Here is a 23,600-nt window from a genome sequence, read left to right as displayed (position 1 = left end):
CGCAAAAGGCCCCGTGAACTCGCATTCACGGGGCCTTTCAGGTGTTACGGACGATCAGTTGAAACCGGGATCACTCCCACTCGATCCTTCTGGCGAAGTAGCTTGTTACCGTTGAGGTATGCAGCAACCTGACAAGCAGGGATTACCTCCCGTAGAATGCCTTCGTGGCTATGGAACACCTTCCTTCTAAACCTCCTATGACCTAGGGGTTCCGCTCTCCACACCGCGCCTGCTTCTTGCAGGCGTTTTTATATCGGTTGTAGACACGATGCTGCAGCTCGTTCACGACGGCGGCCAAGGGAGAAAATCAAGGATGAATCAGGAGCTGTTCCTGCGTCGCCGTACCAAAGTTCACGTCCCGATGGGCACTGGCGGTGCCACGCGCGCTCAGGTCGCGTCGGCTGTCCGGGAAGTTGCGGCATTCCGATGCGTTCTGTCCGAGCCCCTGATTGAGCAAATCGGCATGCTGTCGGCGGCAGAACTCACGCACTGGCTGCGCGACGTTGTCGGAGTGCTTCGACGGCAGGCCGGCGCTCATGTTCACCACAAGCCGTTTTATCCTGACTTTCCAGAGCAAGTTCTGACGGCTTCAGAGGCGGAGTTGTACCTTAACGCCGTCATGCACTACCTCACGCATTGGCGTTTACCACCGACTGAACACGCTCGACCTGCGATGCTTGAAGGCAACTTCATATCCCGCGTTATCGAACCGGGAAGCGTCTCTGAGTTCGAGTCACTGCTCGAGCCGCTGGTTTCATCGCGCACCTCGCTCTCCGAAGAAGAAAATGCCGATGTCGTCTGGTTTGTCCGAGAGTACAAAAGCGATGTGTTCCGTCTGCTGCCTGAGGCCATCCCGTTCCGGGAGATCCGTGCGCAGCTTGGCGGCGCACTGATCCTGCATGTAGCTGGCGATGCACGGGTGGACGCATTCCTGGAGAGAAACGTCGAAACGGCGACTGACGTGCTACGACTGGCGATCGCACTGAATGGAGGAGACGTGTCACTGACGACAGCTTCAACACGTTTCACAGCGATGAAGCGCTCGATGCGCCGTCTGCTGTTGCGCCTGCTCGATCACATACCCAACGCTGCAGAAGACGTGATGCGCCATGCTGAGCGCTGGAAACGTCTGGCTGAAGTACTGCATCCGGGCGACTACGCCGATAAGTACCCACGAGCGCTAGCCGCCATCACGGCAGCGCGTCGCAACGAAGCGCCAGCCTCATTTGGATCACGTGTCGAAACATTGCTTGCCCAGCGTCACATCGCAACGCTTATGCCCATACTACAGAACCGTCCTGGTGAGTTCGCACGACGGCTGGACGTGACCCTGCGGCGCGCGACGGAACCAGAGTCAGTTCTCGACGCGTTCGAGGCTGTTGCGACACAAGTGTCGTCACCTGTCCTGCTACAGTTGCTGGCCCAAGTACGCGCTCCGCGCCCCCTGCCCCTGCGGGCCTTCACACCGAAAGGTTCATTCGCCAAAATCTATGGCATCAAGGATCGACGCGGACCGCTCACACCCGACGTGTTGGCTCGTGCGGCCCGAATCTGTGAAGACGCCCTCGTAAAGCGTTTTGCGTCACTGCCACCGCTAGGCCGCTGTTTCATCGATCCAGCATTACGCGAATACCGGGTTCCGCTGGCGCAGCGTTCCTCATCGAAATCGCTACGTACGCTGGTGCGGGGCAGTCGGTTGCCTATACCTGACACACGTTTTATTCGCCTATTCCTGTGGTGGAAAAACGGTCGTGAACGCACTGACATTGACTTGTCCGCCGCATTTTTCGACGCCAACTTCGTGTTCACACAAACGGTCGCGTACTACAACCTGAAAGGTTTCGGCGGCTACCACAGCGGCGACATCGTCGACGCGCCCGACGGGGCTTCGGAGTTCATCGACCTCGACATTGATGTCCTCGTCGAGAAGGGTATCCGCTATGTCGTCACGTCTATCAACTCATTCACCGAGCAGCCGTACTGCGACCTTCCAGAATGCTTCGCTGGCTGGATGGCCCGCACCGACGCGGCGTCGGGTGAAGTGTTCGAGCCGCGATCGGTGTTCGATCGTATCGATATCGCATCCGACACACAGATCTGTCTGCCATTTGTGATGGACTTGCAGGAGCGACAAGTGATCTGGGCCGATCTGGGGCTGACTTCATCTCCCCGGTGGAACAATGTCAGGAACAACCTCAGTGGAATATCGTTGATGCTGCGGGCTTTGGTACATACACCTCGGCCTGATTTGGAGACTCTGTTCGATTTACATGTTCGAGCCCGGGGGGAACGAGTGGCTTCGCCGCAGCAGGCACAGGCGGTGTTTGCACCTGATCAAGGGATAACGCCGTTCGATACGGATCTGATTCGATCACAGTTTCTCTAATACCTACGCCAGCCTTTGCCGTTCATTGAAAGCGACAGCTCTTGCTTCGGAGCTTTCCCCCCAAAAACAAAAATGCCAGTCAGCATAACTGACTGGCATTGGCTAAAAACCCTCCAGCGCCCCTCCGAATCTAACGTCGAACTCTAGAGGGTGCCGGCTTTGTGGGTCGCCTCATTATTCCCACTCAATCGTCGCTGGCGGCTTGCTCGACACGTCGTAAGTGACGCGGGAGATGCCTTCGATTTCATTGATGATCCGGCCGCTGACGGTTTCCAGCAGCTCGTAAGGCAGGTGCGCCCAACGTGCGGTCATGAAGTCGATGGTTTCAACGGCACGCAGGGCGACAACCCAGGCGTAACGACGGCCATCACCGACCACGCCTACCGATTTCACCGGCTGGAATACCACGAATGCCTGGCTGACTTTGTGGTACCAGTCGGCCTTGCGCAGTTCTTCGATGAAGATGTGGTCGGCGCGACGCAGCAGGTCGGCGTATTCCTTCTTCACTTCACCGAGGATCCGCACGCCCAGGCCCGGGCCCGGGAACGGGTGACGGTAGACCATGTCGTACGGCAGGCCCAGCTCCAGGCCCAGACGACGGACTTCGTCCTTGAACAGCTCACGCAGCGGTTCAACCAGCTTGAGGTTCATTTCTTCCGGCAGGCCGCCCACGTTGTGGTGCGACTTGATCACGTGCGCCTTGCCGCTTTTCGCGCCAGCCGACTCGATCACGTCCGGGTAGATGGTGCCTTGGGCGAGGTACTTGATGTTGTCCAGTTTGTTGGACTGGGCATCGAACACGTCGATGAAGGTACGGCCGATGATCTTGCGTTTCTTCTCTGGGTCCGACTCGCCTGCCAGGTTGTTCAGGAACTGGTCTTCGGCGTTGGCGCGGATCACCTTGACGCCCATGTTCTCGGCGAACATGGCCATCACTTGCTCGCCTTCGTGCAGACGCAGCAGGCCGTTGTCGACGAAGACGCAGGTCAGTTGGTCGCCGATGGCTTTGTGCAGCAGCGCGGCAACTACCGAGGAGTCAACGCCGCCGGACAGGCCGAGCAGTACGTTGTCGGTGCCGACCTGAGCGCGGACCTGAGCGATGGCGTCTTCAGCAATCTTCGAAGGCGTCCACAGGGCTTCGCAGCCGCAGATGTCGAGGATGAAGCGCGAGAGGATGCGACCGCCCTGCTTGGTGTGGGTCACTTCCGGGTGGAACTGCACGCCGTAGTAGCCGCGAGCATCGTCGAACATGCCGGCAATCGGGCAGCTCGGGGTACTGGCCAGGATGTGGAAGTCCTGCGGCATCTTGGTGACCTTGTCACCGTGGCTCATCCATACGTCGAGGCCGAACAGGCCATCAGCGTCGATGTGGTCTTCGATGCCATCCAGCAGGCGGCTCTTGCCGACCACGTCGACACGGGCGTAACCGAACTCACGCAGTTCGGAACCTTCAACCTTGCCACCCAACTGTTCAGCCATGGTCTGCATGCCGTAGCAGATCCCGAAGACCGGGACGCCCAGGTCAAATACGGCTTGCGGGCAGCGCGGACTGTCAGCTACGTGCACGGACTCGGGGCCGCCGGCGAGAATGACGCCTTTTGGAGCGAATTCGCGAATCGCGTCTTCATCCATGTCGAACGGGTGCAGTTCGCAGTAAACACCGATTTCACGCACGCGACGGGCGATCAGTTGGGTGTACTGGGAACCGAAGTCGAGGATCAGGATGCGGTGAGCGTGAATGTCGAGGGCCATGATTCAGTCTCGTCTAAGTAATTCAAAAACAGTCGTGATTCAGAAACAACTCGGGGCTGAATAGAACAGCCCCGGTTGCTTAACGATTTGCTTGAAGGCTCAACCTACGCGGTAGTTTGGCGCTTCTTTGGTGATCTGTACGTCGTGGACGTGCGACTCGGCCATGCCAGCGCCGGTGATCCGCACGAACTCTGGCTTGGTGCGCATCTCTTCGATGTCGGCGCTACCGGTGTAACCCATCGAGGAACGCAGGCCGCCCATCAGTTGATGGATGATGGCGCTCAGGGTGCCCTTGTACGGAACACGCCCTTCGATGCCTTCCGGAACCAGTTTCTCGGCGCCTGCCGAGGAGTCCTGGAAGTAACGATCCGAAGAGCCTTGAGCCTGGGACATGGCGCCCAGCGAACCCATGCCACGGTAAGCCTTGTACGAACGGCCCTGGAACAGTTCGATCTCGCCTGGCGCTTCTTCAGTACCGGCGAACATCGAGCCCATCATCACGCAGGAAGCACCGGCAACGATGGCCTTGGACAGGTCACCGGAGAAACGGATACCGCCGTCGGCGATCAACGGAACGCCAGTGCCTTCAAGGGCTGCGGCGACGTTGGCGATGGCGCTGATTTGCGGCACGCCGACACCGGCAACGATACGGGTGGTGCAGATCGAGCCAGGGCCGATGCCGACCTTGACCGCGTCCGCGCCCGCTTCGGCCAGCGCCTTGGCAGCAGCGCCGGTGGCGATGTTGCCGCCGATCACCTGGACTTCAGGGAAATTCTGCTTGACCCAGCGAACACGGTCGATCACGCCTTTGGAGTGACCGTGGGCAGTGTCGACCACCACCACGTCAACGCCGGCAGACACCAGTGCCGCGACGCGATCGCCGGTGTCTTTACCGGTACCGACCGCAGCGCCCACGCGCAAACGACCCTGGTCGTCCTTGCTGGCCAGTGGGTAGGCCTTGGCTTTTTCGATGTCGTTGACGGTCATCATGCCTTTGAGGGCAAATTTATCGTCGACGATCAGCACGCGCTCGATACGGTGTTTGTGCAACAACTCGCGAACGTCGTTCTTGTTGGCGCCTTCCTTAACCGTGACCAGACGCTCTTTAGGCGTCATCACTTCACGGACAGTGGCGTCCAGACGGTTCTCGAAGCGCACGTCACGGGAAGTGACGATGCCGACCAGGTCGCCATCGTGCAGTACCGGAACACCGGAGATGTTGTGCATGCGGGTCAGTTCGAACAGCTCACGAACCGTGGCGTCAGCCTCGATGGTGATCGGGTCCTTGACCACGCCGGCCTCGTACCGCTTGACCTTGCGCACTTCGGCAGCTTGCTGCTCGATGGTCATGTTCTTGTGGATGATGCCGATGCCACCTTCCTGAGCCATGGCAATTGCCAGACGGGCTTCAGTGACGGTGTCCATGGCAGCGGAAACCAGTGGAATATTCAGCTCGATGCCACGGGTAAGGCGGGTTTTGAGACTGACTTCGTTAGGAAGCACCTCGGAATAACCGGGCACTAAAAGAATGTCGTCGAAGGTCAGAGCTTCTTGGCTGATACGCAGCATCGCGGGGGCTCCCGAGCGGGAAAATGGAAGCGCGCCATTATACTCAGACACCCCCGCCGGCTCAATGTAAAACTCAGCCTATTATCGGATGGGCTTATTTTGGCCTGACGCGGTCCCTGTAGCAGTTGCCGCAGGCGACTGCTACAGGGACGGCGGCGCCTTACAGTTCCACCTTGACCCAACTCACCGGCAGGTCCAGCCATTCGGCGAACTCGTCGATGAAGCTCTGCTTGAATCCGGCCTCGGCCCAGTTATTGAAGATAAAACCCAGATTCGAGAAGCCGCATTCCTGCAGGAACAGAAAACCGTTGATGTCGTCTTCATGCCCGCATTCCGGGCAGATGAAGTTGTCGGTGCGCCCCGGCATCCAGTCTTCCAGGCTTTCGAACAGCGCTTCGCCAATCTCCTTGCGGCATTCAGCACAACCGGCTTCTTCGAGAAAGCCCTTGGCCGGTGTATAGATGCAGCGCTTGGTGATGATTTCCAGCCCATTGATCGGCTCGCCAAACGGCAGCGCTTCGGGATGCAACACCACCGCCCGCGCACCCGGTGCGATGGCGTGGGCCATGCGATTGCCGGTACGACCGCACGTAGTGAGTTGTTCTTCAATGATGTTCTTGCGCACCAGCCACCGCACAATCGCCCGCGCCCGAGGTTCGTGCACCGGTAGTGTGGAGATTTTCGGGACGATAATGCTTTGCGAGTTCATGGGTGCAGCCCTGAAGCGTTCAATGAGAGATCGGCAGTAACCGGCCTGGCGTCATCGCGGGCAAGCCTTGCTCCTACAGGTTATGTGTCGATCACATTATTGTGGCCTGACATCAATCTGTAGGAGCAAGGCTTGCCCGCGATAGCGATATGAGGCGCGGCAGCTTAATCCCTGACGAAATCCGGTCAAGTACTGATATAGCGACCGATCAAGGCAATGCCACTGGCCAGCACCAGCCAGGTCACCAGCCGCACAAAGGCCTCGCGGGACAACTTCATGGTCAACCGTCGACCGGTCCACAGCCCCAGCGCCATTGCCGGCAACAAACATACCGCCAGTACCAACAAGGGTAGCTCGGCATAGACCCCGGCGATCGCGAACAGGCTCAAGCGCACCACCGTACTGCAACTGATCAACGCACTTTGCGTGGCGCGGGCCTCATCCTTGGGCAGGCGGCTGTTCAGATAAATTGCATATAAAAAGCCGCCACTGCCAAACAACGCCCCGAACATTCCGCCCACCGTGCCCATCGGGATCGCCCACGCGGCAGCCAATTGTGTCGGGCGGGCTATCCCCCACAAGCTGTAAATCGCATACGCGCTGATAAACAACCCCATCAATAGCAGCAACAGGTTCGATTTGAGGTTCAGCAGGAAGATCACTCCCAACGTGCACCCCACCGCCATGCACGGCAGCAAGCGCAACAACTCGGGCCTGGCGACATCGCGCCGCGACGGCAGCAGATTGCCGAATGCCGCGATAAAATCCAGCAGCACCAGCAGCGGCACGATCTTCGACAATGGCATGAACAGAATCAGGATCGGCCCGGCCACCAGCGCCGTACCGAAACCGGCGACGCCGAAGACGATGTACGCCAGGCTGATGCCCAGCCCGATCACCAGCCAGTCCATGGCGCCGAAGGCCCATTGATTCAGTAATTCCAGCAACGCAACTTCCTTTTTATCACTGTGATGGTTTTAGCCTGCGCCCCCCGGTGGGAGCGAGCAGGCTCGCTGCCACAAAGGATCGCACAGCGTTCACTTCAGCCAGAAGGTAATCGGCCATGGAGATTGATCGTCGAATGCCTTTAAACTGCGCCCCATGATTAAAGATCCCTTTGCAAGACTCGGCCTGGACCGAGAAGTCCTGACGGTCAGCCAGCTCAACGGCCGCGCACGGGTGCTGCTTGAAGACGTGTTCAGCAACATCTGGGTCGAAGGCGAAATCTCCAACCTCGCCCGCCCGGCGTCCGGCCACATCTATTTCACCCTAAAGGACAGTGGCGCCCAAGTGCGTTGCGCGCTGTTTCGGCAGAACGCTGCGCGGGTTCGCCAGGCGCTGAAGGATGGCCTGGCGGTCAAGGTCCGGGGCAAGGTTTCGCTGTTTGAGGGCCGTGGCGACTATCAGCTGATTCTCGACACCGTGGAGCCTGCCGGTGACGGTGCGCTGCGCCTGGCGTTCGATGCGCTGAAAGAAAAACTCAGCGCCGAAGGCCTGTTCAGTGCCGAACGCAAAGTGCCGCTGCCGGCACACCCGCAACGCATTGGCATCATCAGCTCGCCGACCGGCGCGGTGATTCGCGACATCATCAGCGTATTCCGCCGCCGTGCGCCGCAAGTGGTGCTGACCCTGATCCCCACCGCCGTGCAAGGCCGCGAAGCCACCGCGCAGATTGTCCGCGCACTGAAACTGGCTGACGCCCGCGGTTTCGATGCGCTGATTCTCGCGCGTGGCGGTGGCTCGCTGGAAGATCTCTGGTGTTTCAACGAAGAGGCCGTGGCCCGCGCGATAGATGCCTGCGTCACCCCGATTGTCAGCGCCGTCGGCCATGAAACCGATGTGTCGATCAGCGACTTCGTGGCCGACGTTCGTGCACCGACGCCTTCCGCCGCAGCCGAACTGCTGGCGCCGGATTCCAGCGACCTGGTGCGCCGGGTCGAAAGCCTGCATCGGCGTTTGGTGATGCGCATCCGCGACCGCTTGATGCGTGATCGCCTGCGCCTGGAAGGCATCTCGCGCCGCTTGCGCCATCCCGGCGAACGCCTGCGTCAGCAAGCGCAACGCCTGGACGACCTGGACATGCGCCTGCGCCGGGCTTTCGAGCGCAGCCTCAATACCCGTCGCGAGCGACTGATTCGTCTCGAAACCCGCCTCGCCGGGCAACATCCGGGACGCCAACTGGCGCTGCTGCGCCAGCGCCTCGACAGCCTCGCCGAGCGCCTGCCGCGCTCGATGCGCGAGGGTCTCAAGGCTCGTCGCCTGCAACTGCAAACCCAAATGCAAACCCTGCATGTGGTCAGCCCGCTGGCGACACTGGGCCGTGGTTACAGCATTTTGCTCGATGAACGCGGCAACGCGATCCGCAGCGCCGCGCAGACCCAAAACGGCCAACGCCTGAAAGCCATACTCGGCGAAGGCCAATTGCAGGTCCGGGTCGAAGACAACCACCTGACGCCCGTCACCCTTTCTTTACTGGATTGATCCATGCCGCGTTTTCTTGCACCGCTGTTGTTGCTTTGCCTGACCTTCAACGCCCACGCCGACAGCTACATCACGCGCCTGCTGAACAAACCGGTACCCGGCGGTGTGGCGGTGGTCGACCTGGGCACTTCGGCGCAGGCGCCCAAGGCCAGCTATCAAGGCAAACCGGTGCTGGTGGTCAAGGAACAGAACAACTGGCTGGCGGTTGTCGGCGTGCCGCTGACCGTCAAACCCGGCAACCAGCAGCTCAGTAGTGGTGGCCGTAACCTGAACTTCGTGGTCGGCAACAAGAAGTACCCGGAACAGCACATCACGTTGAAGAACCAGCGTCAGGTCAATCCGAACCCGGACGACCTGAAACGCATCGACTTTGAGCTGGACGAACAGATTCGTGCTTATCGCAGTTTCAGCCCGGTAACGCCGAGCAATCTGCTGCTGGACAAGCCGGTCAATGGTCCGCTGTCGAGCAAGTTCGGTGTGCGCCGGTTCTTCAACGGCGAAGAGCGCAATCCCCACGCGGGCCTGGACTTCGCGGTGCCGGCGGGTACGCCGATCAAGACCCCGGCGGCCGGCAAGGTGATCCTGATCGGCAACTACTTCTTTAACGGCAACACGGTATTCGTCGACCACGGCCAGGGCTTTATCAGCATGTTCTGCCACATGTCGAAAATCGACGTGAAAGTCGGCCAGCAACTGGCGCGCGGAGGCGTGGTCGGCAAAGTCGGCTCCACCGGTCGTGCGACCGGACCGCACATGCACTGGAACGTCAGCCTGAACGATGCCCGCGTGGACCCGGCGATTTTCATCGGCGCATTCCAGCCATAAGTCAGCGTAATCTCGCAGGAGCAAGGCTTGCCCGCGAATGCCGCGATGCGGTGTCACAGATACACCGCGTTATCGTTCATCGCGGGCAAGCCTTGCTCCCACAGGTATTGCGCACGACGAACGGTCCGCGCAATACCTATCAAACAATATTGTTCTTTCCAGAATAAAATCTCGCAAAAACATATTTTTCGAGTATTCCTCTCAAAGTTTTTCGACTGCTTGCCATCTTTCACCCTCGCGGTTAGGGTTGAAGACATGAAAACTTCTCACACCCTCATTCAGCTCCGCCAGCACCGCAGCCTGTGCCTCGTCAGCGCACGACTGCCGGGCTGAATCGCGGTGCCTCGTCCCACGTTTTATCCAACGTTTTTTTGATCCACCGGCAGGCCGCCTTTTTTCGGCCCACACAATAAGGATTTTCCGATGAGCATGCTCAAAGACCCGTCTTCGAAATACCGCGCCTTCCCGACTATCGACATTCCGGATCGCACCTGGCCGTCGAAGACCATCACTGCCGCGCCGATCTGGTGCAGCTCCGACTTGCGCGATGGTAACCAGTCGCTGATCGAGCCAATGGACGCGGTGAAAAAGCTGCGCTTCTGGAAAACCCTGGTCGCCGTCGGCGTGAAAGAAATCGAAGCCTCCTTCCCGGCCGCTTCGCAAACCGACTTCGACTTCGTGCGGACCCTGATCGAAGGCGGCCACATCCCGGACGACACCACCATTCAGGTGCTGACCCAGGGCCGTGAAGACCTGATCGAGCGGACTTTCGAATCCCTTCGTGGCGCGAAAAAAGCCATCGTTCACCTCTACAACGCGACCTGCCCTTCCTTCCGCCGGATTGTCTTCAATCAGGACAAGGACGGGATCAAGGCCATCGCCGTGAACGCCGCCAAGCTGTTCGTCAAATATGCCGCCCAGCAGCCGGACACCGAGTGGACCTTCGAATACTCGCCAGAGACCTTCAGCGCCACTGAGCTGGAGTTCGCCAAGGAAGTCTGCGACGCGGTGATCGAGGTCTGGAACCCGACACCTGCGCACAAGGTCATCCTCAACCTGCCGGCCACCGTCGAATGCGCTACACCGAACATCTACGCTGACCAGATCGAATGGTTCGGCCGTCACATCAACCGTCGTGACAGCGTGATCATCAGCCTGCACACCCACAACGACCGTGGCACTGGCGTTGCGGCCACCGAGCTGGGCCTGATGGCGGGCGCCGACCGTGTCGAAGGCTGCCTGTTCGGCAACGGCGAGCGTACCGGTAACGTCGACCTCGTCACCGTGGCCTTGAACCTCTACACCCAGGGCGTTGACCCTGAGCTGGATTTCTCCGACATCGACGGCGTGCGCAAAGTCGTTGAAGAGTGCAACCAGATTCCGGTGCACCCGCGTCACCCGTACGTCGGCGACCTGGTTCACACCGCGTTCTCCGGCTCGCACCAGGACGCCATCCGCAAGGGCTTCGCCCAGCAGAAACCGGATGCACTGTGGGAAGTGCCGTACTTGCCGATCGACCCGGCCGACATCGGTCGCAGCTACGAGGCGGTGATTCGCGTCAACAGTCAGTCCGGCAAGGGCGGTATCGCTTACCTGCTGGAACAGGAATACGGCATCAACTTGCCGCGCCGCATGCAGATCGAGTTCAGCCAGGTGGTACAACGCGAGACCGATCGCCTGGGCCTCGAGATGACAGCCCAGCAGATCCACGCGCTGCTGCACAGCGAGTACTTGCAGGCCAACACGCCGTACGCGCTGGTCAGCCATCGCCTGCAGGAAGAGAACGGTCATAGCGCCGTCGAAGTTGAAGTCTCCAGCAAAGGCCAGGGCGAAACCAACCTGCACTGGCGCGGCAAGGGCAACGGCGCCCTGGAAGCACTGGTGGCCGGTCTGCCGATCCCGGTGGAGATCATGGACTACAACGAACACGCGATCGGCGCAGGCACCAATGCCAAGGCTGCGGCCTACATTGAACTGCGCGTGAACGGCGAGCGTGCAGTGCATGGCGTCGGCATCGATGAAAACATCACCACCGCCAGCTTCAAGGCCCTGTTCAGCGCGCTGAACCGCTCCCTGAGCCAGCCGGAAGCGAAAGCAGCGTAACCCGTCCGCTGAAACACAAAAGGCCCCGAGGTGAAAACCTCGGGGCCTTTTTTATCTTCAGGTTTTCGTTGCCTGTCAGGCAGCGAAGATCTCAGGTCAGCTCGAAGGTATCGGCATCCAGATTCGCCGGGAACCGTGTGCGATACGCCGCCAACTCCGCAGCGCTCAGCACGACCTGAAATACCCCGTCGGCCTCACCGGCAGCGAGCAGTGTCTCGCCCTGGAAGTCCAGCACCTGGCTATCACCGGTATAAGCAAAGCCTTTACCGTCAGTGCCAATCCGGTTCACCGCCGCGACATAGCAGAGGTTCTCGATGGCCCGCGCCGGCAGCAAACGGTTCCAGTGCTGACGCCGTGCACCTGGCCAGTTCGCGGTGTACAGCAGCAGGTCAGTGTCTTGCGCATCGCGGCTCCACACCGGGAAACGCAGGTCGTAGCAAATCAACGGACGCACCCGCCAACCCTTGAGCTCGAACTGCACCTGATGCTCACCGGCGGTGTAATGTTTGTGCTCGCCGGCCATGCGAAACAGGTGACGCTTGTCGTAATGCAACACCTCACCGTCCGGCTGCGCCCACAACAGTCGATTGCGATAGCTGCCATCGGCCGCCTGGACAATCACGCTGCCGGTAATCACCGCGTCAAGTTTGGCGGCCTGCGCTCGCAACCATTTACTGGTCGGGCCGTTTTCCGCTTCAGCGAGGGTGGGCGACTCCATGGAGAAGCCGGTGGTGAACATCTCCGGCAGCACGATCAGATCGGCGCCCCGCGCCTGCTCCAGCAACTGTTCGAAATGCTCGAGGTTGGCCTTGCGGTCATGCCAGGCCAATGTGGTCTGGATCAACGCAACGTTCAGATTGGGCAAGACGGTCAGATCGCGCATAGTTTCTCCGCTGCCTGACGCAGCGTCTCCTCACGCTTGGCAAAACACAGGCGCACCAGACGCTGTTCCGGCAGCGGGTTCTGGTAGAACACCGAAATCGGGATCGCCGCCACGCCATGCTCGCGCGTCATCCACTTGGCCATCTCGACATCGTTCAGGTCCGGGCGGATCTGCGAATAGTCGACCAACTGGAAATAGGTCCCGGTGGCCTTGGTAAAGCTGAACCGCGAAGGTGCCAGCAAATCACAGAACAGATCACGCTTGGCCTGATAGAAACCCGGCAACTCTTCGACATGCTCCGGGTGCTCGGCCATGAAGTCGGCCAGCGCGTACTGCAACGGGGTCACACCGCAGAAACTGACGTATTGATGCACCTTGCGCAGTTCTTCCGTGAGCGCCGGTGGCGCGATCACGTAGCCGGTCTTCCAGCCAGTGACGTGATAAGTCTTGCCAAAAGAACTGACCACGAAGGCGCGCTGGTACAGCTCTTCGTGGGCCAAAACGCTGGCATGCGCTACACCGTCAAACACCAGGTGTTCATATACTTCGTCGCTGATCAGGTAGATATCGCGGTCGCGGATCAAGGCCGCCAACTGATCCAGCTCGGCACGCGAGATCAGCGCACCACTCGGGTTATGCGGCGAGTTGAGGATGATCATTCGCGTGCGCGGGCTCAGTGCTTCGCCGAGCTTCTGGAAGTCGATGGCGAAGTCCTTTCCGGCCAATGGCACATGTACGCAACGACCGCCGGCCAGCGCCACCGAAGGCTCATAACTGTCGTAGGCCGGATCGAAGACGATCACTTCGTCACCGCTGTGGATAACCGCCGCAATGGCGCAGAAGATCGCCTGGGTCGCGCCGGGGGTGATGGTCACCTCGGTGTCGGCATTGACGCTCACGCCATAGCTGCGGGCGATCTTCGCCGCCACTTGCTGGCGCAGCGCCGGCAGGCCGGTCATCGGTGAGTACTGGTTATGGCCATTGGCGATGTGCCGGCCGACCGCATCGCACAAGGCTTGCGGAGCATCGAAATCGGGGAACCCCTGGGACAGGTTGATCGCGCCGGTCTGTGCCGCGAGCTGAGACATTTGGGTGAAAATAGTGATGCCGATATTCGGCAGCTTGCTGGTGATCATCGGTGATTCCCTACTGAACACCCGACGCTAACGGCGGCGCGGGAGAGCCCGAGGATAGCTCAAACGCCAGACACGAAAAAGAGCGCCATGGGCGCCCTTCTTCTAATACAGCCGCCACCTAACCTGTGGCGAGGGAGCTTGCTCCCGCTGGGCCGCGAAGCGACCCCAAAACCTGGAACCGAGGGTATTCAGATAGAACGCATCCGCTGATTTTGCGACTGCTTTGCAGCCGAGCGGGAGCAAGCTCCCTCGCCACAAAAGCCCATCCCGACGGGACGAGCCGGCGCACCAATCAGCGCTTGTCGCGGCGCTTCTTGTCGGCTTTCTTGTGGTGCGTCATCAAGCGGCGCTTCTTGTTGACCTGGCGGTCTGTAAGCGTGTTCTTGTTGCCTTCGTACGGGTTCTCGCCACCTTTGAACTCGATGCGGAATGCTCTGTAGTGGTCTAATTTCCCCGGACACCTCGATAGGTGGAGAATGCATCTATCGAGGAGTTTTTCATGACTGGCAAACGCAGAACATTCGACGACAGCTTCAAGCTGCAAGTCGTAAAGATGATCAAGGACCAGGGACTGGCCGTTCCGCAGGTCTGCCGCGACCTGAATATTGGTGAGACTGCCGTCCGGCGCTGGGTACAGCAGTACGAGGCTGAACAGTTGGGAGAGACCGGAATCGGCAAACCCTTGACTGCTGAGCAACAACGTATCCGACAGTTAGAGCAGGAAAACCGCCAGCTCAAGATGGATAACGATGTATTAAAAAAAGCTACGGCGCGCTCAACCGGTCAACGCAACGTACACTTTCCGCTCGTTGATTGGGGCATGGTAAGAAATGGCACGCAGTGGTACACATGGGTTTTCTGCTGAACAAAAATCAGAGCTTTGGCGGTTGTGGCGCAGGGGCGAAACCCTCAGCAAAATAGCGCTGGCCATTCAAAAACCAGCAGGCACTGTCCATACATTACTGGCTCGCAATGGGGGAATTTCCCCGCGAATCAGGCACCGCTCTCGGCTTGCTTTAACGCTGGGCGAGCGCGAAGAAATCTCCAGGGGAATGGCGATCGGTCATTCCATTCGCCACATCGCAGCCCAATTAAACCGCTCGCCCTCAACGGTCAGTCGTGAAGTATCGAGAAACCAAGGACGAGGTCTTTACCGCGCAACGGACGCAGATGCGCAAGCCTGGACACGCGGACTTCGCCCCAAACCGTATCGATTGAATCAGTCCCCTGAACTGTGCGAAGTGGTATCGAGTAAGCTGAAGCTCTACTGGTCACCCGAGCAGATCTCGGGTTGGCTCAAACGCGAATATCCCGACGCTCCCGCCATGCAGATTTCCCATGAAACGCTCTATCGAAGCCTGTTTATTCAAGCACGAGGTGTCTTGAAGAAGGAATTGGTTGCCGTACTTCGCTCCAGACGCATGATGCGCCGCGCAAAAACTGCTACGAGCAAGGGGCAACCCAGAGGTCATATCATTGATGCCGTTTCGATATCCGAACGCCCTGCTGAGGTGGCTGACAGGGCCATACCAGGGCACTGGGAAGGAGACCTGATAACCGGCTCTAAAAACAGCCACATTGCCACGCTGGTAGAGCGCACCACTCGATTTTTGGTTCTTGTCCGGGTAGAGGGGAAAGATACCAAGAGTGTTGTGGATGGCCTGATACGCGAGGTCCAACAACTTCCAGAACAGCTCTGGCGCTCCTTAACTTGGGATCGAGGCACAGAGCTTGCCCAGCACAAACGATTTACGCTGGACACAAACATCAACGTGTTTTTTTGCGATCCGCGCAGTCCTTGGCAGCGTGGTACGAATGAAAACACCAACGGTTTATTGCGCCAGTACTTTCGCAACGGCACCGATTTGAGTGGGTATTCTCAATCCGATCTCAATGCCGTTGCATTACAGATGAATCAACGACCACGCAAAACCTTGGATTTCGAAACACCGGCTGATAGGTTGCAACGTCTTGTTGCGCCGACCGGTTGAGCGCACCACCGCCTTCTTTGCCCGCGAGCTGAAGTAACGTATCGCTTGGTTCGGCAGCTGCAACAGAAGGCTTATTCGGTGGCGCATGTCTGTCGGCTGCTGGGTATCAGTCGATCCGGCTTCTACGAAGCCAACAAGCGTGCTGAAGCGCCAGCATCAGTTTGTCCCATGGCTCTGCAACTCAAGGCATCGTTTGCCGCGAGTGGCGGCTGTTATGGCAGTCGCCCGTTGCGTAAAGCGTTACGCGCCAAGGGCATGGAAATAGGCGTTTATAAAATTCGTCGTTTGATGCGTGCCCACGGTCTGCGTTCGGCCTGGAAGCGCAAGTTTGTGCACACGACCGATAGCAACCATGATCTGCCGATTGCTGAAAATGTGTTGAATCGCCAATTCGAACCCGAAGCGGTGAACAAGGCCTGGGTAGCGGACATTACCTATATCCGGACCCGTAGCGGCTGGCTGTATCTGGCCGTGGTACTGGACTTGTTCTCACGCAAGATCGTGGGTTGGTCCATGGCCCCGAACATGCCGGCTGAGCTGGTGTGTAGTGCAATGCAACTGGCAGTTGCTCAGCGTCAACCGCCACCTGGTCTGATCGCTCATTCGGATCGCGGTAGCCAGTACGCCAGCGCGAGCTACAGGGCGCTGCTGACAAGAAATAACATGCAGCAAAGCATGAGCCGTAAAGGTAACTGCTGGGACAACTCAGTGATGGAGCGCTTCTTCCTGAGTTTGAAAATGGAGCGGGTATGGCGGCGCGATTACGCCAATCACGCCGAAGCGATACGTGACATCACTGAATACATCGTTGGGTTTTACAACAACGAGCGGCTGCACTCGAAACTGGGATATCTGCCACCGACCGTTTACGAACGGCAATGGCGTCTAAACCACCTATCGAGGTGTCCGGAATTAGTTGACCACTACACTCAAACACCAGACACGAAAAAGGGCGCCATGGGCGCCCTTCTTCTAATACAGCCGCCATCTAACCTGTGGCGAGGGAGCTTGCTCCCGCTGGGCCGCGAAGCGACCCCAAAACCTGGAACCGAGGGTATTCAGATAGAACGCATCCGCTGATTTTGCGACTGCTTTGCAGTCGAGCGGGAGCAAGCTCCCTCGCCACAAAAGCCCATCCCGACGGGACGAGCCAGCTTTCGAATCAGCGCTGTCGCGGCGCTTCTTGTCGGCTTTCTTGTGGTGCGTCATCAAGCGGCGCTTCTTGTTGACCTGGCGGTCTGTAAGCGTGTTCTTGTTGCCTTCGTACGGGTTCTCGCCGCCTTTGAACTCGATGCGGAATGCTCAAACACCAGACACGAAAAAGGGCGCCATGGGCGCCCTTCTTCTAATACAGCCGCCACCTAACCTGTGGCGAGGGAGCTTGCTCCCGCTGGGCCGCGAAGCGACCCCAAAACCTGAAACCGAGGGTATTCAGATAGAACGCATCCGCTGATTTTGCGACTGCTTTGCAGTCGAGCGGGAGCAAGCTCCCTCGCCACAAAAGCCCATCCCGACGGGACGAGCCAGCTTTCGAATCAGCGCTTGTCGCGGCGCTTCTTGTCGGTTTTCTTGTGGTGCGTCATCAGGCGGCGCTTCTTGTTGACCTGGCGGTCTGTAAGCGTGTTCTTGTTGCCTTCGTACGGGTTCTCGCCACCTTTGAACTCGATGCAGAATGCTCAAACGCCAGACACGAAAAAGGGCGCCATGGGCGCCCTTCTTCTAATACAGCGACCACATCACCTGTGGCGAGGGAGCTTGCTCCCGCTGGGCCGCGAAGCGACCCCAAAACCTGGAACCGAGGTTATTCAGATAGAACGCATCCGCTGATTTTGCGACTGTTTTGCAGCCGAGCGGGAGCAAGCTCCCTCGCCACAAAAGCCCATCCCGACGGGACGAGCCGGCGCACCAATCAGCGCTTGTCGCGGCGCTTCTTGTCGGCTTTCTTGTGGTGCGTCATCAGGCGGCGCTTCTTGTTGACCTGGCGGTCTGTAAGCGTGTTCTTGTTGCCTTCGTACGGGTTCTCTCCGCCTTTGAACTCGATGCGGAATGCTCAAACACCAGACACGAAAAGGGCGCCATGGGCGCCCTTCTTCTAATACAGCGACCACATCACCTGTGGCGAGGGAGCTTGCTCCCGCTGGGCCGCGAAGCGACCCCAAAACCTGGAACCGAGGGTATTCAGATAGAACGCATCCGCTGATTTTGCGACTGCTTTGCAGTCGAGCGGGAGCAAGCTCCCTCGCCACAAAAGCCCATCCCGACGGGACGAGCCAGCTTTCGAATCAGCGCTTGTCGCGGCGCTTCTTGTCGGCTTTCTTGTGGTGCGTCATCAAGCGGCGCTTCTTGTTGACCTGGCGGTCTGTAAGCGTGTTCTTGTTGCCTTCGTACGGGTTCTCGCCGCCTTTGAACTCGATGCGGAATGCTCAAACACCAGACACGAAAAAGGGCGCCATGGGCGCCCTTCTTCTAATACAGCCGCCATCTAACCTGTGGCGAGGGAGCTTGCTCCCGCTGGGCCGCGAAGCGACCCCAAAACCTGGAACCGAGGGTATTCAGATAGAACGCATCCGCTGATTTTGCGACTGCTTTGCAGTCGAGCGGGAGCAAGCTCCCTCGCCACAAAAGCCCATCCCGACGGGACGAGCCAGCTTTCGAATCAGCGCTGTCGCGGCGCTTCTTGTCGGCTTTCTTGTGGTGCGTCATCAAGCGGCGCTTCTTGTTGACCTGGCGGTCTGTAAGCGTGTTCTTGTTGCCTTCGTACGGGTTCTCGCCACCTTTGAACTCGATGCGGAATGCTCAAACGCCAGGCACGAAAAAGGGCGCCATGGGCGCCCTTCTTCTAATACTAAGACTGCTCACCTGTGGCGAGCGGGCTTGCCCGCGCTCGGCTGCGAAGCAGTCGCAAAATAAGCCGCCGGGTTCTACCTGAACCACCTCGGCTGTAGATTTCAGGGCCGCTTCGCGACCCAACGCGGGCAAGCCCGCTCGCCACAAAAGCCCATCCCGACGGGACGAGCCAGCTTTCGAGTCAGCGCTTGTCGCGGCGCTTCTTGTCGGCTTTCTTGTGGTGCGTCATCAAGCGGCGCTTCTTGTTGACCTGGCGGTCTGTAAGCGTGTTCTTGTTGCCTTCGTACGGGTTCTCGCCACCTTTGAACTCGATGCGGATCGGCGTACCGACCAGCTTCAAGACACGACGGTAGGTGTTTTCCAGGTAACGGACGTAAGACTTTGGAACCTTCTCGACCTGGTTACCGTGGATCACGATGATCGGCGGGTTCGCACCACCCAAGTGGGCATAACGCAGCTTGATCCGACGGTTGTTGACCATCGGCGGCGCGTGCTCACCAACCGCATCTTCGAGAATCTGGGTCAGGCGGTTGGTCGGCCAGCGGGTAACCGCGGACTTGAACGAGTTCTGCACCGACGCGTAGAGGTTGCCCACGCCAGTACCGTGCAGGGCCGAGATGAAGTGGATGTCGGCGAAGTCGACGAAGAACAGCCGACGTTGCAGCTCGACCTTCACGAAGTCGCGCTCGCTCGGCGTCATGCCGTCCCACTTGTTGATCGCGATCACCAACGCACGACCCGCTTCCAGGGCAAAGCCCAGCAAGTTGAGGTCGTGGTCTACCACGCCTTCGCGGGCGTCCATCACGAAGATCACCACGTTGGCGTCTTTGATCGCTTGCAGGGTTTTGACCACGGAGAATTTTTCGACTTCTTCGTGGATCTTGCCGCGCTTGCGCACACCCGCGGTGTCGATCAGCGTGTACTTCTCGTCGTTACGCTCGAACGGGATGTAGATGCTGTCGCGGGTGGTGCCTGGCTGGTCATACACGATCACCCGGTCTTCACCGAGCATGCGGTTGACCAGGGTCGACTTGCCGACGTTCGGGCGGCCAATGATAGCGATCTTGATACCGTCTTTTTCGCTCGGGCCCGGAATGCGCTTGGCTTCCTCGCCTTCGGCAACGATCTCTTCTTCGCCGTCTTCCGGCTCTTCGCTGTCTTTAGGGAAATCGCTCAGGGCGATTTCCAGCATCTGGGTGATGCCACGACCATGGGCACCGGCGATCGGGATCGCGTGGCCCATGCCCAGCGGGGCGAACTCGGCGCGGGCCATTTCAGGGTCGATGTTGTCGACCTTGTTGGCAACCACGTAAGAACGCTTGTTACGCTTGCGCAGGTGCTCGGCGATCATCTGGTCGGCCGCGGTAAAACCGGCCTTGGCATCTACCAGGAACAGAACGACATCCGCTTCTTCAATGGCCAGCAGCGACTGCTCGGCCATTTTTTCGTCCATACCGTGTTCGTCACCGGAGATACCACCGGTGTCGACCAAAATGTAGGAACGCCCTTGCCACTTGGCCTCACCGTATTGGCGATCACGGGTCAGACCGGACAAGTCGCCGACGATGGCGTCACGAGTCCTGGTCAGGCGGTTGAACAAGGTGGACTTGCCGACGTTCGGTCGGCCCACCAGGGCGATTACGGGAACCATGCGGCTCTCCACTTCGTTATTTCAGAAAATACAAAAGCCGCTGCGAGGCAGCGGCTGGTGCTCGGGGCAGCACTTGATGTGCTGCGAGCCTTGCAGAACAAGGCCGCTTGGGGAACTAACCCCAAGCATAGTCAAACCATTACTTGATGGTCAGGGCTTCCAGTTTGCCGCTGTTGCCATACACGTAAATCATGTCACCCACCACCAGCGGACGGGCACGCAGGCCGTCGCTGTCGATGCGTTCACGGCCGACGAAACGACCGTCCACCTGACTCAACAGGTGCAGGTAACCTTCCAGGTCACCGACTGCAACGTAGCTGGAGAACACTTCCGGTGCCGACAGTTGACGGCGGACCAGCGAGTCGTTGCTCCACAAAGAGGTGGTCGAACGCTCGTCGACGCCTTCAACAGTGCCCGAAGACAGGCTGATGTAGACGCTGCCGAAACCTTGGGCGACACCGGCATAGCTGGAAGCATCACGCTGCCAGAGCTGACGACCGCTTTGCAGGTCCAGGGCCGCTACGCGCCCCTGATAGCTGGCGACATAGATCTTGTCGCCGGACAGCAGCAAGCCACCGTCGATATCGACTACGCGCTCCAGCTCCGAGCGACCCTGTGGAATCGCAATGCGCTGCTCCCAGACCGGCACGCCGTTGGAGATATCCAGCGCCACGACTTTACCGGTCGACAGGCCGGCAATCGCCAGGCGGTTGGTCACGATCGGCGCACTGGTGCCGCGCAGAGTCAGGACCGCAGGCGTGCTGTCATACAACCAGCGCTGGTTACCGGTGGAAGCATCCAGGCCGATCAGACGATCGTCCTGGGTTTGCACCACCACCACGTCACCGTTGTTGGCAGGCGGCGCGAGCACTTCACTGGTCACGCGAGCGCGCCATTTCTCTTCGCCGGAGCTTGCATCCAGGGCAACCACTTCGCCCTTGAGCGTGCCGATCATGACCAGACCGTAACCCACGCCAACGGCGCCGGACACAGGCAACTCAAGATCTTTCTTCCATTTGACGTCGCCGCTCATGCGGTCCAGCGCCATCACCACGCCTTTGACGTCGGCAGCATAGATGGTGTTGCCATCGATGGCCGGCACCAGCATGTTGTAGGTCTCGCCCTGGCCGTTACCGACCGAACGGCTCCACTGCTTTTGCAGGACCACTTCTTCCTTGAATTTGACCAGCTCGGCCGGCGGCAATTCTTTTTTGCTGTTGCTGCTGCAACCCGCGGCCAGAATGGCCAGAGCCAGCAATGCTGCATGTTTCCAACGGATCACGTCACGCATCCCCTTTGGCCAGGTCGTCCAGCTTGATTTGTAAGCCACCGACCGCCGCTTCATCCGACAGCGCAGCCTTGGCTTTTTGGTAAGCAGCATGGGCTTCATCGGTACGCCCCAACTGGACCAGCAGGTCACCCTTGAGTTCTTCGCGAGTGGCCAGGAATGCCTGATCGGCATCACCTTCGAGCAATTTCAGTGCTTCGTCAGCCTTGTTCTGTGCGGCCAGAACCTGAGCCAGACGCTGACGCGCCACTTCGCCCAGCGCCGGGTTGGCAGGTTTGTCAGCCACAGCCTTGAGCTGGCTTACAGCGTCATCCAGCTTGCCGCTGTCGACCGCGACTTTCGCCACGAACAGGCTGCCGTATTGGGCGTAAGCCGTGCCGCCGAACTCGCTGTTGAGCTTGTTGGCGAGGTCCGCTACACGGGCCGCGTCAGGCTTGCCGTCCGGGGTCAGCGTGGTTTCCAGCAGTTGCTGGTAAAGCATCGAGGCGCCTTGCGACTGATTGCTCTGATACTTGTGGAACGCCTGCCAGCCGAACACGATGACCAGCGCCAACAGGCCGCCGGTTACGAGAGGTTTGCCGTTACGCTGCCACCAGTCTTTGAATTCCGCCAGATGTTCGTCTTCGGTACTCGACACCCCAATACTCCTTAATCGCTAAATCGGCTGTTTGACAGCTTCAACCCTGCACGACGCAGGTGGCCAGGTGAGCGGCAAGCGCATCCCAGGCAATGCTTTGTTGTTCGCCCTGGCCACGCAGGGGTTTGAAACCTACCACTTGCTGGGCCATTTCGTCGTCACCGAGGATCAATGCGTACAGCGCACCGCTCTTGTCGGCCTTCTTGAACTGACTTTTGAAGCTGCCTGCACCGGCATTGATCTGCAGACGCAGGTTTGGCAACTGATCACGAACCCGCTCGCTCAGTGTCAGAGCGGCCAGTTCGGCAGCCTCACCGAAGGCGCACAGGTAGACATCAACCTGCCGGGAGATTTCTTCCGGGATCTGCTCCAGGGTTTCGAGCAGCAACACCAGGCGCTCGATGCCCATGGCGAAACCAACGCCCGGCGTCGGCTTGCCGCCCATCTGCTCGACCAGGCCGTCGTAACGGCCACCTGCGCAGACAGTGCCCTGGGCACCGAGTTTGTCGGTGACCCATTCGAATACGGTTTTGCTGTAGTAATCCAGCCCGCGCACCAGCTTCGGGTTGATCACGTAAGGAATGCCGGCAGCGTCCAGACGAGCCTTGAGGCCCTCGAAGTGCACGCGGGATTCTTCATCGAGGTAATCGGCCATCTTCGGTGCATCGACCAGCGCCGCCTGGGTATCGGCGTTCTTGGTATCGAGCACTCGCAGCGGGTTGGTTTTCAGGCGGCGCTGGCTGTCTTCGTCCAGTTGGTCCAGGCGTGCCGTCAGGTATTCGACCAGTGCATCGCGATAACGAGCGCGAGATGCGCTGGTGCCCAGGCTGTTGAGCTCGAGCTTGACCGCGTCACGGATGCCCAGCTCGCCCCACAGGCGCCAGGTCAGCACGATCAGTTCGGCGTCGATGTCCGGGCCATCAAGGTTGAAAACCTCGCAACCGATCTGGTGGAACTGACGATAACGGCCTTTTTGCGGACGCTCGTGGCGGAACATCGGGCCGATGTACCAGAGTTTCTGCACCTGGCCACCGCCGGTGATGCCGTGCTCGAGCACTGCACGCACGCAGGCCGCTGTGCCTTCAGGGCGCAGGGTCAGCGAATCGCCGTTACGGTCTTCGAAGGTGTACATCTCTTTTTCGACGATGTCGGTCACTTCACCGATGGAGCGTTTGAACAGCTCGGTGAACTCGACGATCGGCATACGAATCTGCTTATAACCGTAGTTATCCAGCAGACGCGAAACGGTGCCCTCGAAATGACGCCACAGCGGGGTCTGTTCGGGCAGGATGTCGTTCATGCCACGTATGGCTTGCAGAGACTTGCTCACTTTAAATCCTTA

General features: G+C 59.1%; 15 protein-coding genes and 2 pseudogenes. 7 read left to right on the top strand and 10 right to left on the bottom strand.

Features of this window, described 5'->3' with window-relative positions; genetic code table 11:
• Positions 1 to 313 precede the first annotated feature (313 nt).
• Positions 314 to 2,386, top strand: a complete 2,073-nt coding sequence (locus AABM55_RS05520) for a TerD family protein (RefSeq protein WP_347929018.1) — start codon at positions 314 to 316, stop codon at positions 2,384 to 2,386.
• Between the two features lie 174 nt (positions 2,387 to 2,560).
• On the opposite strand, the gene guaA is transcribed toward AABM55_RS05520, so the two are convergent.
• The 4 genes from guaA to AABM55_RS05500 form a co-directional block, all read right to left on the bottom strand.
• On the bottom strand, positions 2,561 to 4,138 hold the full coding sequence (gene guaA / locus AABM55_RS05515; protein WP_054595817.1) for a glutamine-hydrolyzing GMP synthase: 1,578 nt from the start codon (positions 4,136 to 4,138) through the stop codon (positions 2,561 to 2,563).
• A 99-nt stretch (positions 4,139 to 4,237) separates the two neighbouring features.
• Positions 4,238 to 5,707: an IMP dehydrogenase gene (gene guaB, locus AABM55_RS05510; RefSeq protein WP_054595816.1), complete on the bottom strand. Its 1,470-nt coding sequence runs from the start codon at positions 5,705 to 5,707 to the stop codon at positions 4,238 to 4,240.
• 160 nt (positions 5,708 to 5,867) lie between these two features.
• Positions 5,868 to 6,416 carry a hypothetical protein gene (locus AABM55_RS05505; RefSeq protein ID WP_019693449.1) on the bottom strand — a complete coding sequence of 183 codons (549 nt, stop codon included), beginning with the start codon at positions 6,414 to 6,416 and terminating at the stop codon, positions 5,868 to 5,870.
• Positions 6,417 to 6,601: 185 nt separating this feature from the next.
• Positions 6,602 to 7,327 carry a sulfite exporter TauE/SafE family protein gene (locus tag AABM55_RS05500; RefSeq protein WP_347929994.1) on the bottom strand — a complete coding sequence of 242 codons (726 nt, stop codon included), beginning with the start codon at positions 7,325 to 7,327 and terminating at the stop codon, positions 6,602 to 6,604.
• A gap of 190 nt (positions 7,328 to 7,517) precedes the next feature.
• Here AABM55_RS05500 and xseA point away from each other — a divergent pair, with 190 nt between their 5' ends.
• The 3 genes from xseA to leuA all read left to right on the top strand — a co-directional run bounded on the left by xseA (position 7,518) and on the right by leuA (position 11,825).
• The gene (xseA, locus tag AABM55_RS05495) at positions 7,518 to 8,897 is read left to right on the top strand and encodes an exodeoxyribonuclease VII large subunit (RefSeq protein ID WP_054595815.1); all 1,380 of its coding nucleotides are present in this window, start codon (positions 7,518 to 7,520) and stop codon (positions 8,895 to 8,897) included.
• 3 nt (positions 8,898 to 8,900) lie between these two features.
• Positions 8,901 to 9,722: a peptidoglycan DD-metalloendopeptidase family protein gene (locus AABM55_RS05490; RefSeq protein WP_347929017.1), complete on the top strand. Its 822-nt coding sequence runs from the start codon at positions 8,901 to 8,903 to the stop codon at positions 9,720 to 9,722.
• A gap of 423 nt (positions 9,723 to 10,145) precedes the next feature.
• Complete coding sequence (gene leuA, locus AABM55_RS05485; RefSeq protein ID WP_123582290.1) at positions 10,146 to 11,825, top strand: 2-isopropylmalate synthase; 1,680 nt, start codon at positions 10,146 to 10,148, stop codon at positions 11,823 to 11,825.
• 91 nt (positions 11,826 to 11,916) lie between these two features.
• Here the strand turns inward: leuA and AABM55_RS05480 are convergent, their stop codons facing one another.
• Both AABM55_RS05480 and AABM55_RS05475 read right to left on the bottom strand, forming a co-directional pair.
• A complete protein-coding gene (locus AABM55_RS05480) occupies positions 11,917 to 12,708 on the bottom strand; it encodes an amidohydrolase (RefSeq protein ID WP_347929016.1) in 792 nt (263 codons plus the stop codon).
• A complete protein-coding gene (locus tag AABM55_RS05475) occupies positions 12,696 to 13,844 on the bottom strand; it encodes a pyridoxal phosphate-dependent aminotransferase (protein WP_347929015.1) in 1,149 nt (382 codons plus the stop codon). Before AABM55_RS05475 ends, AABM55_RS05480 begins: the two co-directional genes overlap by 13 nt.
• 499 nt (positions 13,845 to 14,343) lie before the next feature.
• On the opposite strand from AABM55_RS05475, the pseudogene AABM55_RS05470 reads away from it, so the two are divergent.
• The 3 genes and pseudogenes from AABM55_RS05470 to AABM55_RS05460 form a co-directional block, all read left to right on the top strand.
• Positions 14,344 to 14,610, top strand: a pseudogene (locus AABM55_RS05470) (transposase); the annotation flags it as partial.
• Between the two features lie 64 nt (positions 14,611 to 14,674).
• Positions 14,675 to 15,835 (top strand): IS30 family transposase, encoded by a 1,161-nt coding sequence (locus tag AABM55_RS05465; RefSeq protein ID WP_347927255.1) that lies wholly within the window; start codon positions 14,675 to 14,677, stop codon positions 15,833 to 15,835.
• A 6-nt stretch (positions 15,836 to 15,841) separates the two neighbouring features.
• Positions 15,842 to 16,714, top strand: a pseudogene (locus tag AABM55_RS05460) (IS3 family transposase); the annotation flags it as partial.
• A gap of 2,149 nt (positions 16,715 to 18,863) precedes the next feature.
• On the opposite strand, the gene der reads toward AABM55_RS05460, so the two are convergent.
• The 4 genes from der to hisS all read right to left on the bottom strand — a co-directional run bounded on the left by der (position 18,864) and on the right by hisS (position 23,588).
• Positions 18,864 to 20,333, bottom strand: coding sequence for a ribosome biogenesis GTPase Der (gene der, locus AABM55_RS05455; RefSeq protein ID WP_054595810.1), 1,470 nt, complete (start codon positions 20,331 to 20,333; stop codon positions 18,864 to 18,866).
• Positions 20,334 to 20,472: 139 nt separating this feature from the next.
• A complete protein-coding gene (gene bamB, locus AABM55_RS05450; protein WP_347929014.1) occupies positions 20,473 to 21,624 on the bottom strand; it encodes an outer membrane protein assembly factor BamB in 1,152 nt (383 codons plus the stop codon).
• Entirely contained in the window at positions 21,617 to 22,258 is a 642-nt protein-coding gene (locus AABM55_RS05445; RefSeq protein ID WP_103319250.1) for a tetratricopeptide repeat protein, read from the bottom strand. The genes bamB and AABM55_RS05445 overlap by 8 nt, the downstream gene beginning before the upstream one ends.
• A 40-nt stretch (positions 22,259 to 22,298) precedes the next feature.
• Positions 22,299 to 23,588, bottom strand: a complete 1,290-nt coding sequence (gene hisS / locus AABM55_RS05440) for a histidine--tRNA ligase (RefSeq protein WP_054595807.1) — start codon at positions 23,586 to 23,588, stop codon at positions 22,299 to 22,301.
• Positions 23,589 to 23,600 lie beyond the last annotated feature (12 nt).

The organism is Pseudomonas helvetica, assembly GCF_039908645.1.
GTDB classification, from domain to species: domain Bacteria; phylum Pseudomonadota; class Gammaproteobacteria; order Pseudomonadales; family Pseudomonadaceae; genus Aquipseudomonas; species Aquipseudomonas helvetica.
Note: the sequence above shows the minus strand (reverse complement) of the source record. Positions and strands in the feature narration are given on the sequence as shown.

What these genes read in the sequence shown, in the direction of transcription:
- bamB (WP_347929014.1), bottom strand. Translation starts at nt 21,624, where the DNA reads ATGCGTGACGTGATCCGTTGGAAACATGCAGCATTGCTGGCTCTGGCC.
- AABM55_RS05475 (WP_347929015.1), bottom strand. Translation starts at nt 13,844, where the DNA reads ATGATCACCAGCAAGCTGCCGAATATCGGCATCACTATTTTCACCCAA.
- AABM55_RS05465 (WP_347927255.1), top strand. Translation starts at nt 14,675, where the DNA reads ATGGCACGCAGTGGTACACATGGGTTTTCTGCTGAACAAAAATCAGAG.
- AABM55_RS05520 (WP_347929018.1), top strand. Translation starts at nt 314, where the DNA reads ATGAATCAGGAGCTGTTCCTGCGTCGCCGTACCAAAGTTCACGTCCCG.
- AABM55_RS05500 (WP_347929994.1), bottom strand. Translation starts at nt 7,327, where the DNA reads ATGGACTGGCTGGTGATCGGGCTGGGCATCAGCCTGGCGTACATCGTC.
- AABM55_RS05505 (WP_019693449.1), bottom strand. Translation starts at nt 6,416, where the DNA reads ATGAACTCGCAAAGCATTATCGTCCCGAAAATCTCCACACTACCGGTG.
- AABM55_RS05490 (WP_347929017.1), top strand. Translation starts at nt 8,901, where the DNA reads ATGCCGCGTTTTCTTGCACCGCTGTTGTTGCTTTGCCTGACCTTCAAC.
- guaA (WP_054595817.1), bottom strand. Translation starts at nt 4,138, where the DNA reads ATGGCCCTCGACATTCACGCTCACCGCATCCTGATCCTCGACTTCGGT.
- leuA (WP_123582290.1), top strand. Translation starts at nt 10,146, where the DNA reads ATGAGCATGCTCAAAGACCCGTCTTCGAAATACCGCGCCTTCCCGACT.
- xseA (WP_054595815.1), top strand. Translation starts at nt 7,518, where the DNA reads ATGATTAAAGATCCCTTTGCAAGACTCGGCCTGGACCGAGAAGTCCTG.
- der (WP_054595810.1), bottom strand. Translation starts at nt 20,333, where the DNA reads ATGGTTCCCGTAATCGCCCTGGTGGGCCGACCGAACGTCGGCAAGTCC.
- guaB (WP_054595816.1), bottom strand. Translation starts at nt 5,707, where the DNA reads ATGCTGCGTATCAGCCAAGAAGCTCTGACCTTCGACGACATTCTTTTA.
- AABM55_RS05480 (WP_347929016.1), bottom strand. Translation starts at nt 12,708, where the DNA reads ATGCGCGATCTGACCGTCTTGCCCAATCTGAACGTTGCGTTGATCCAG.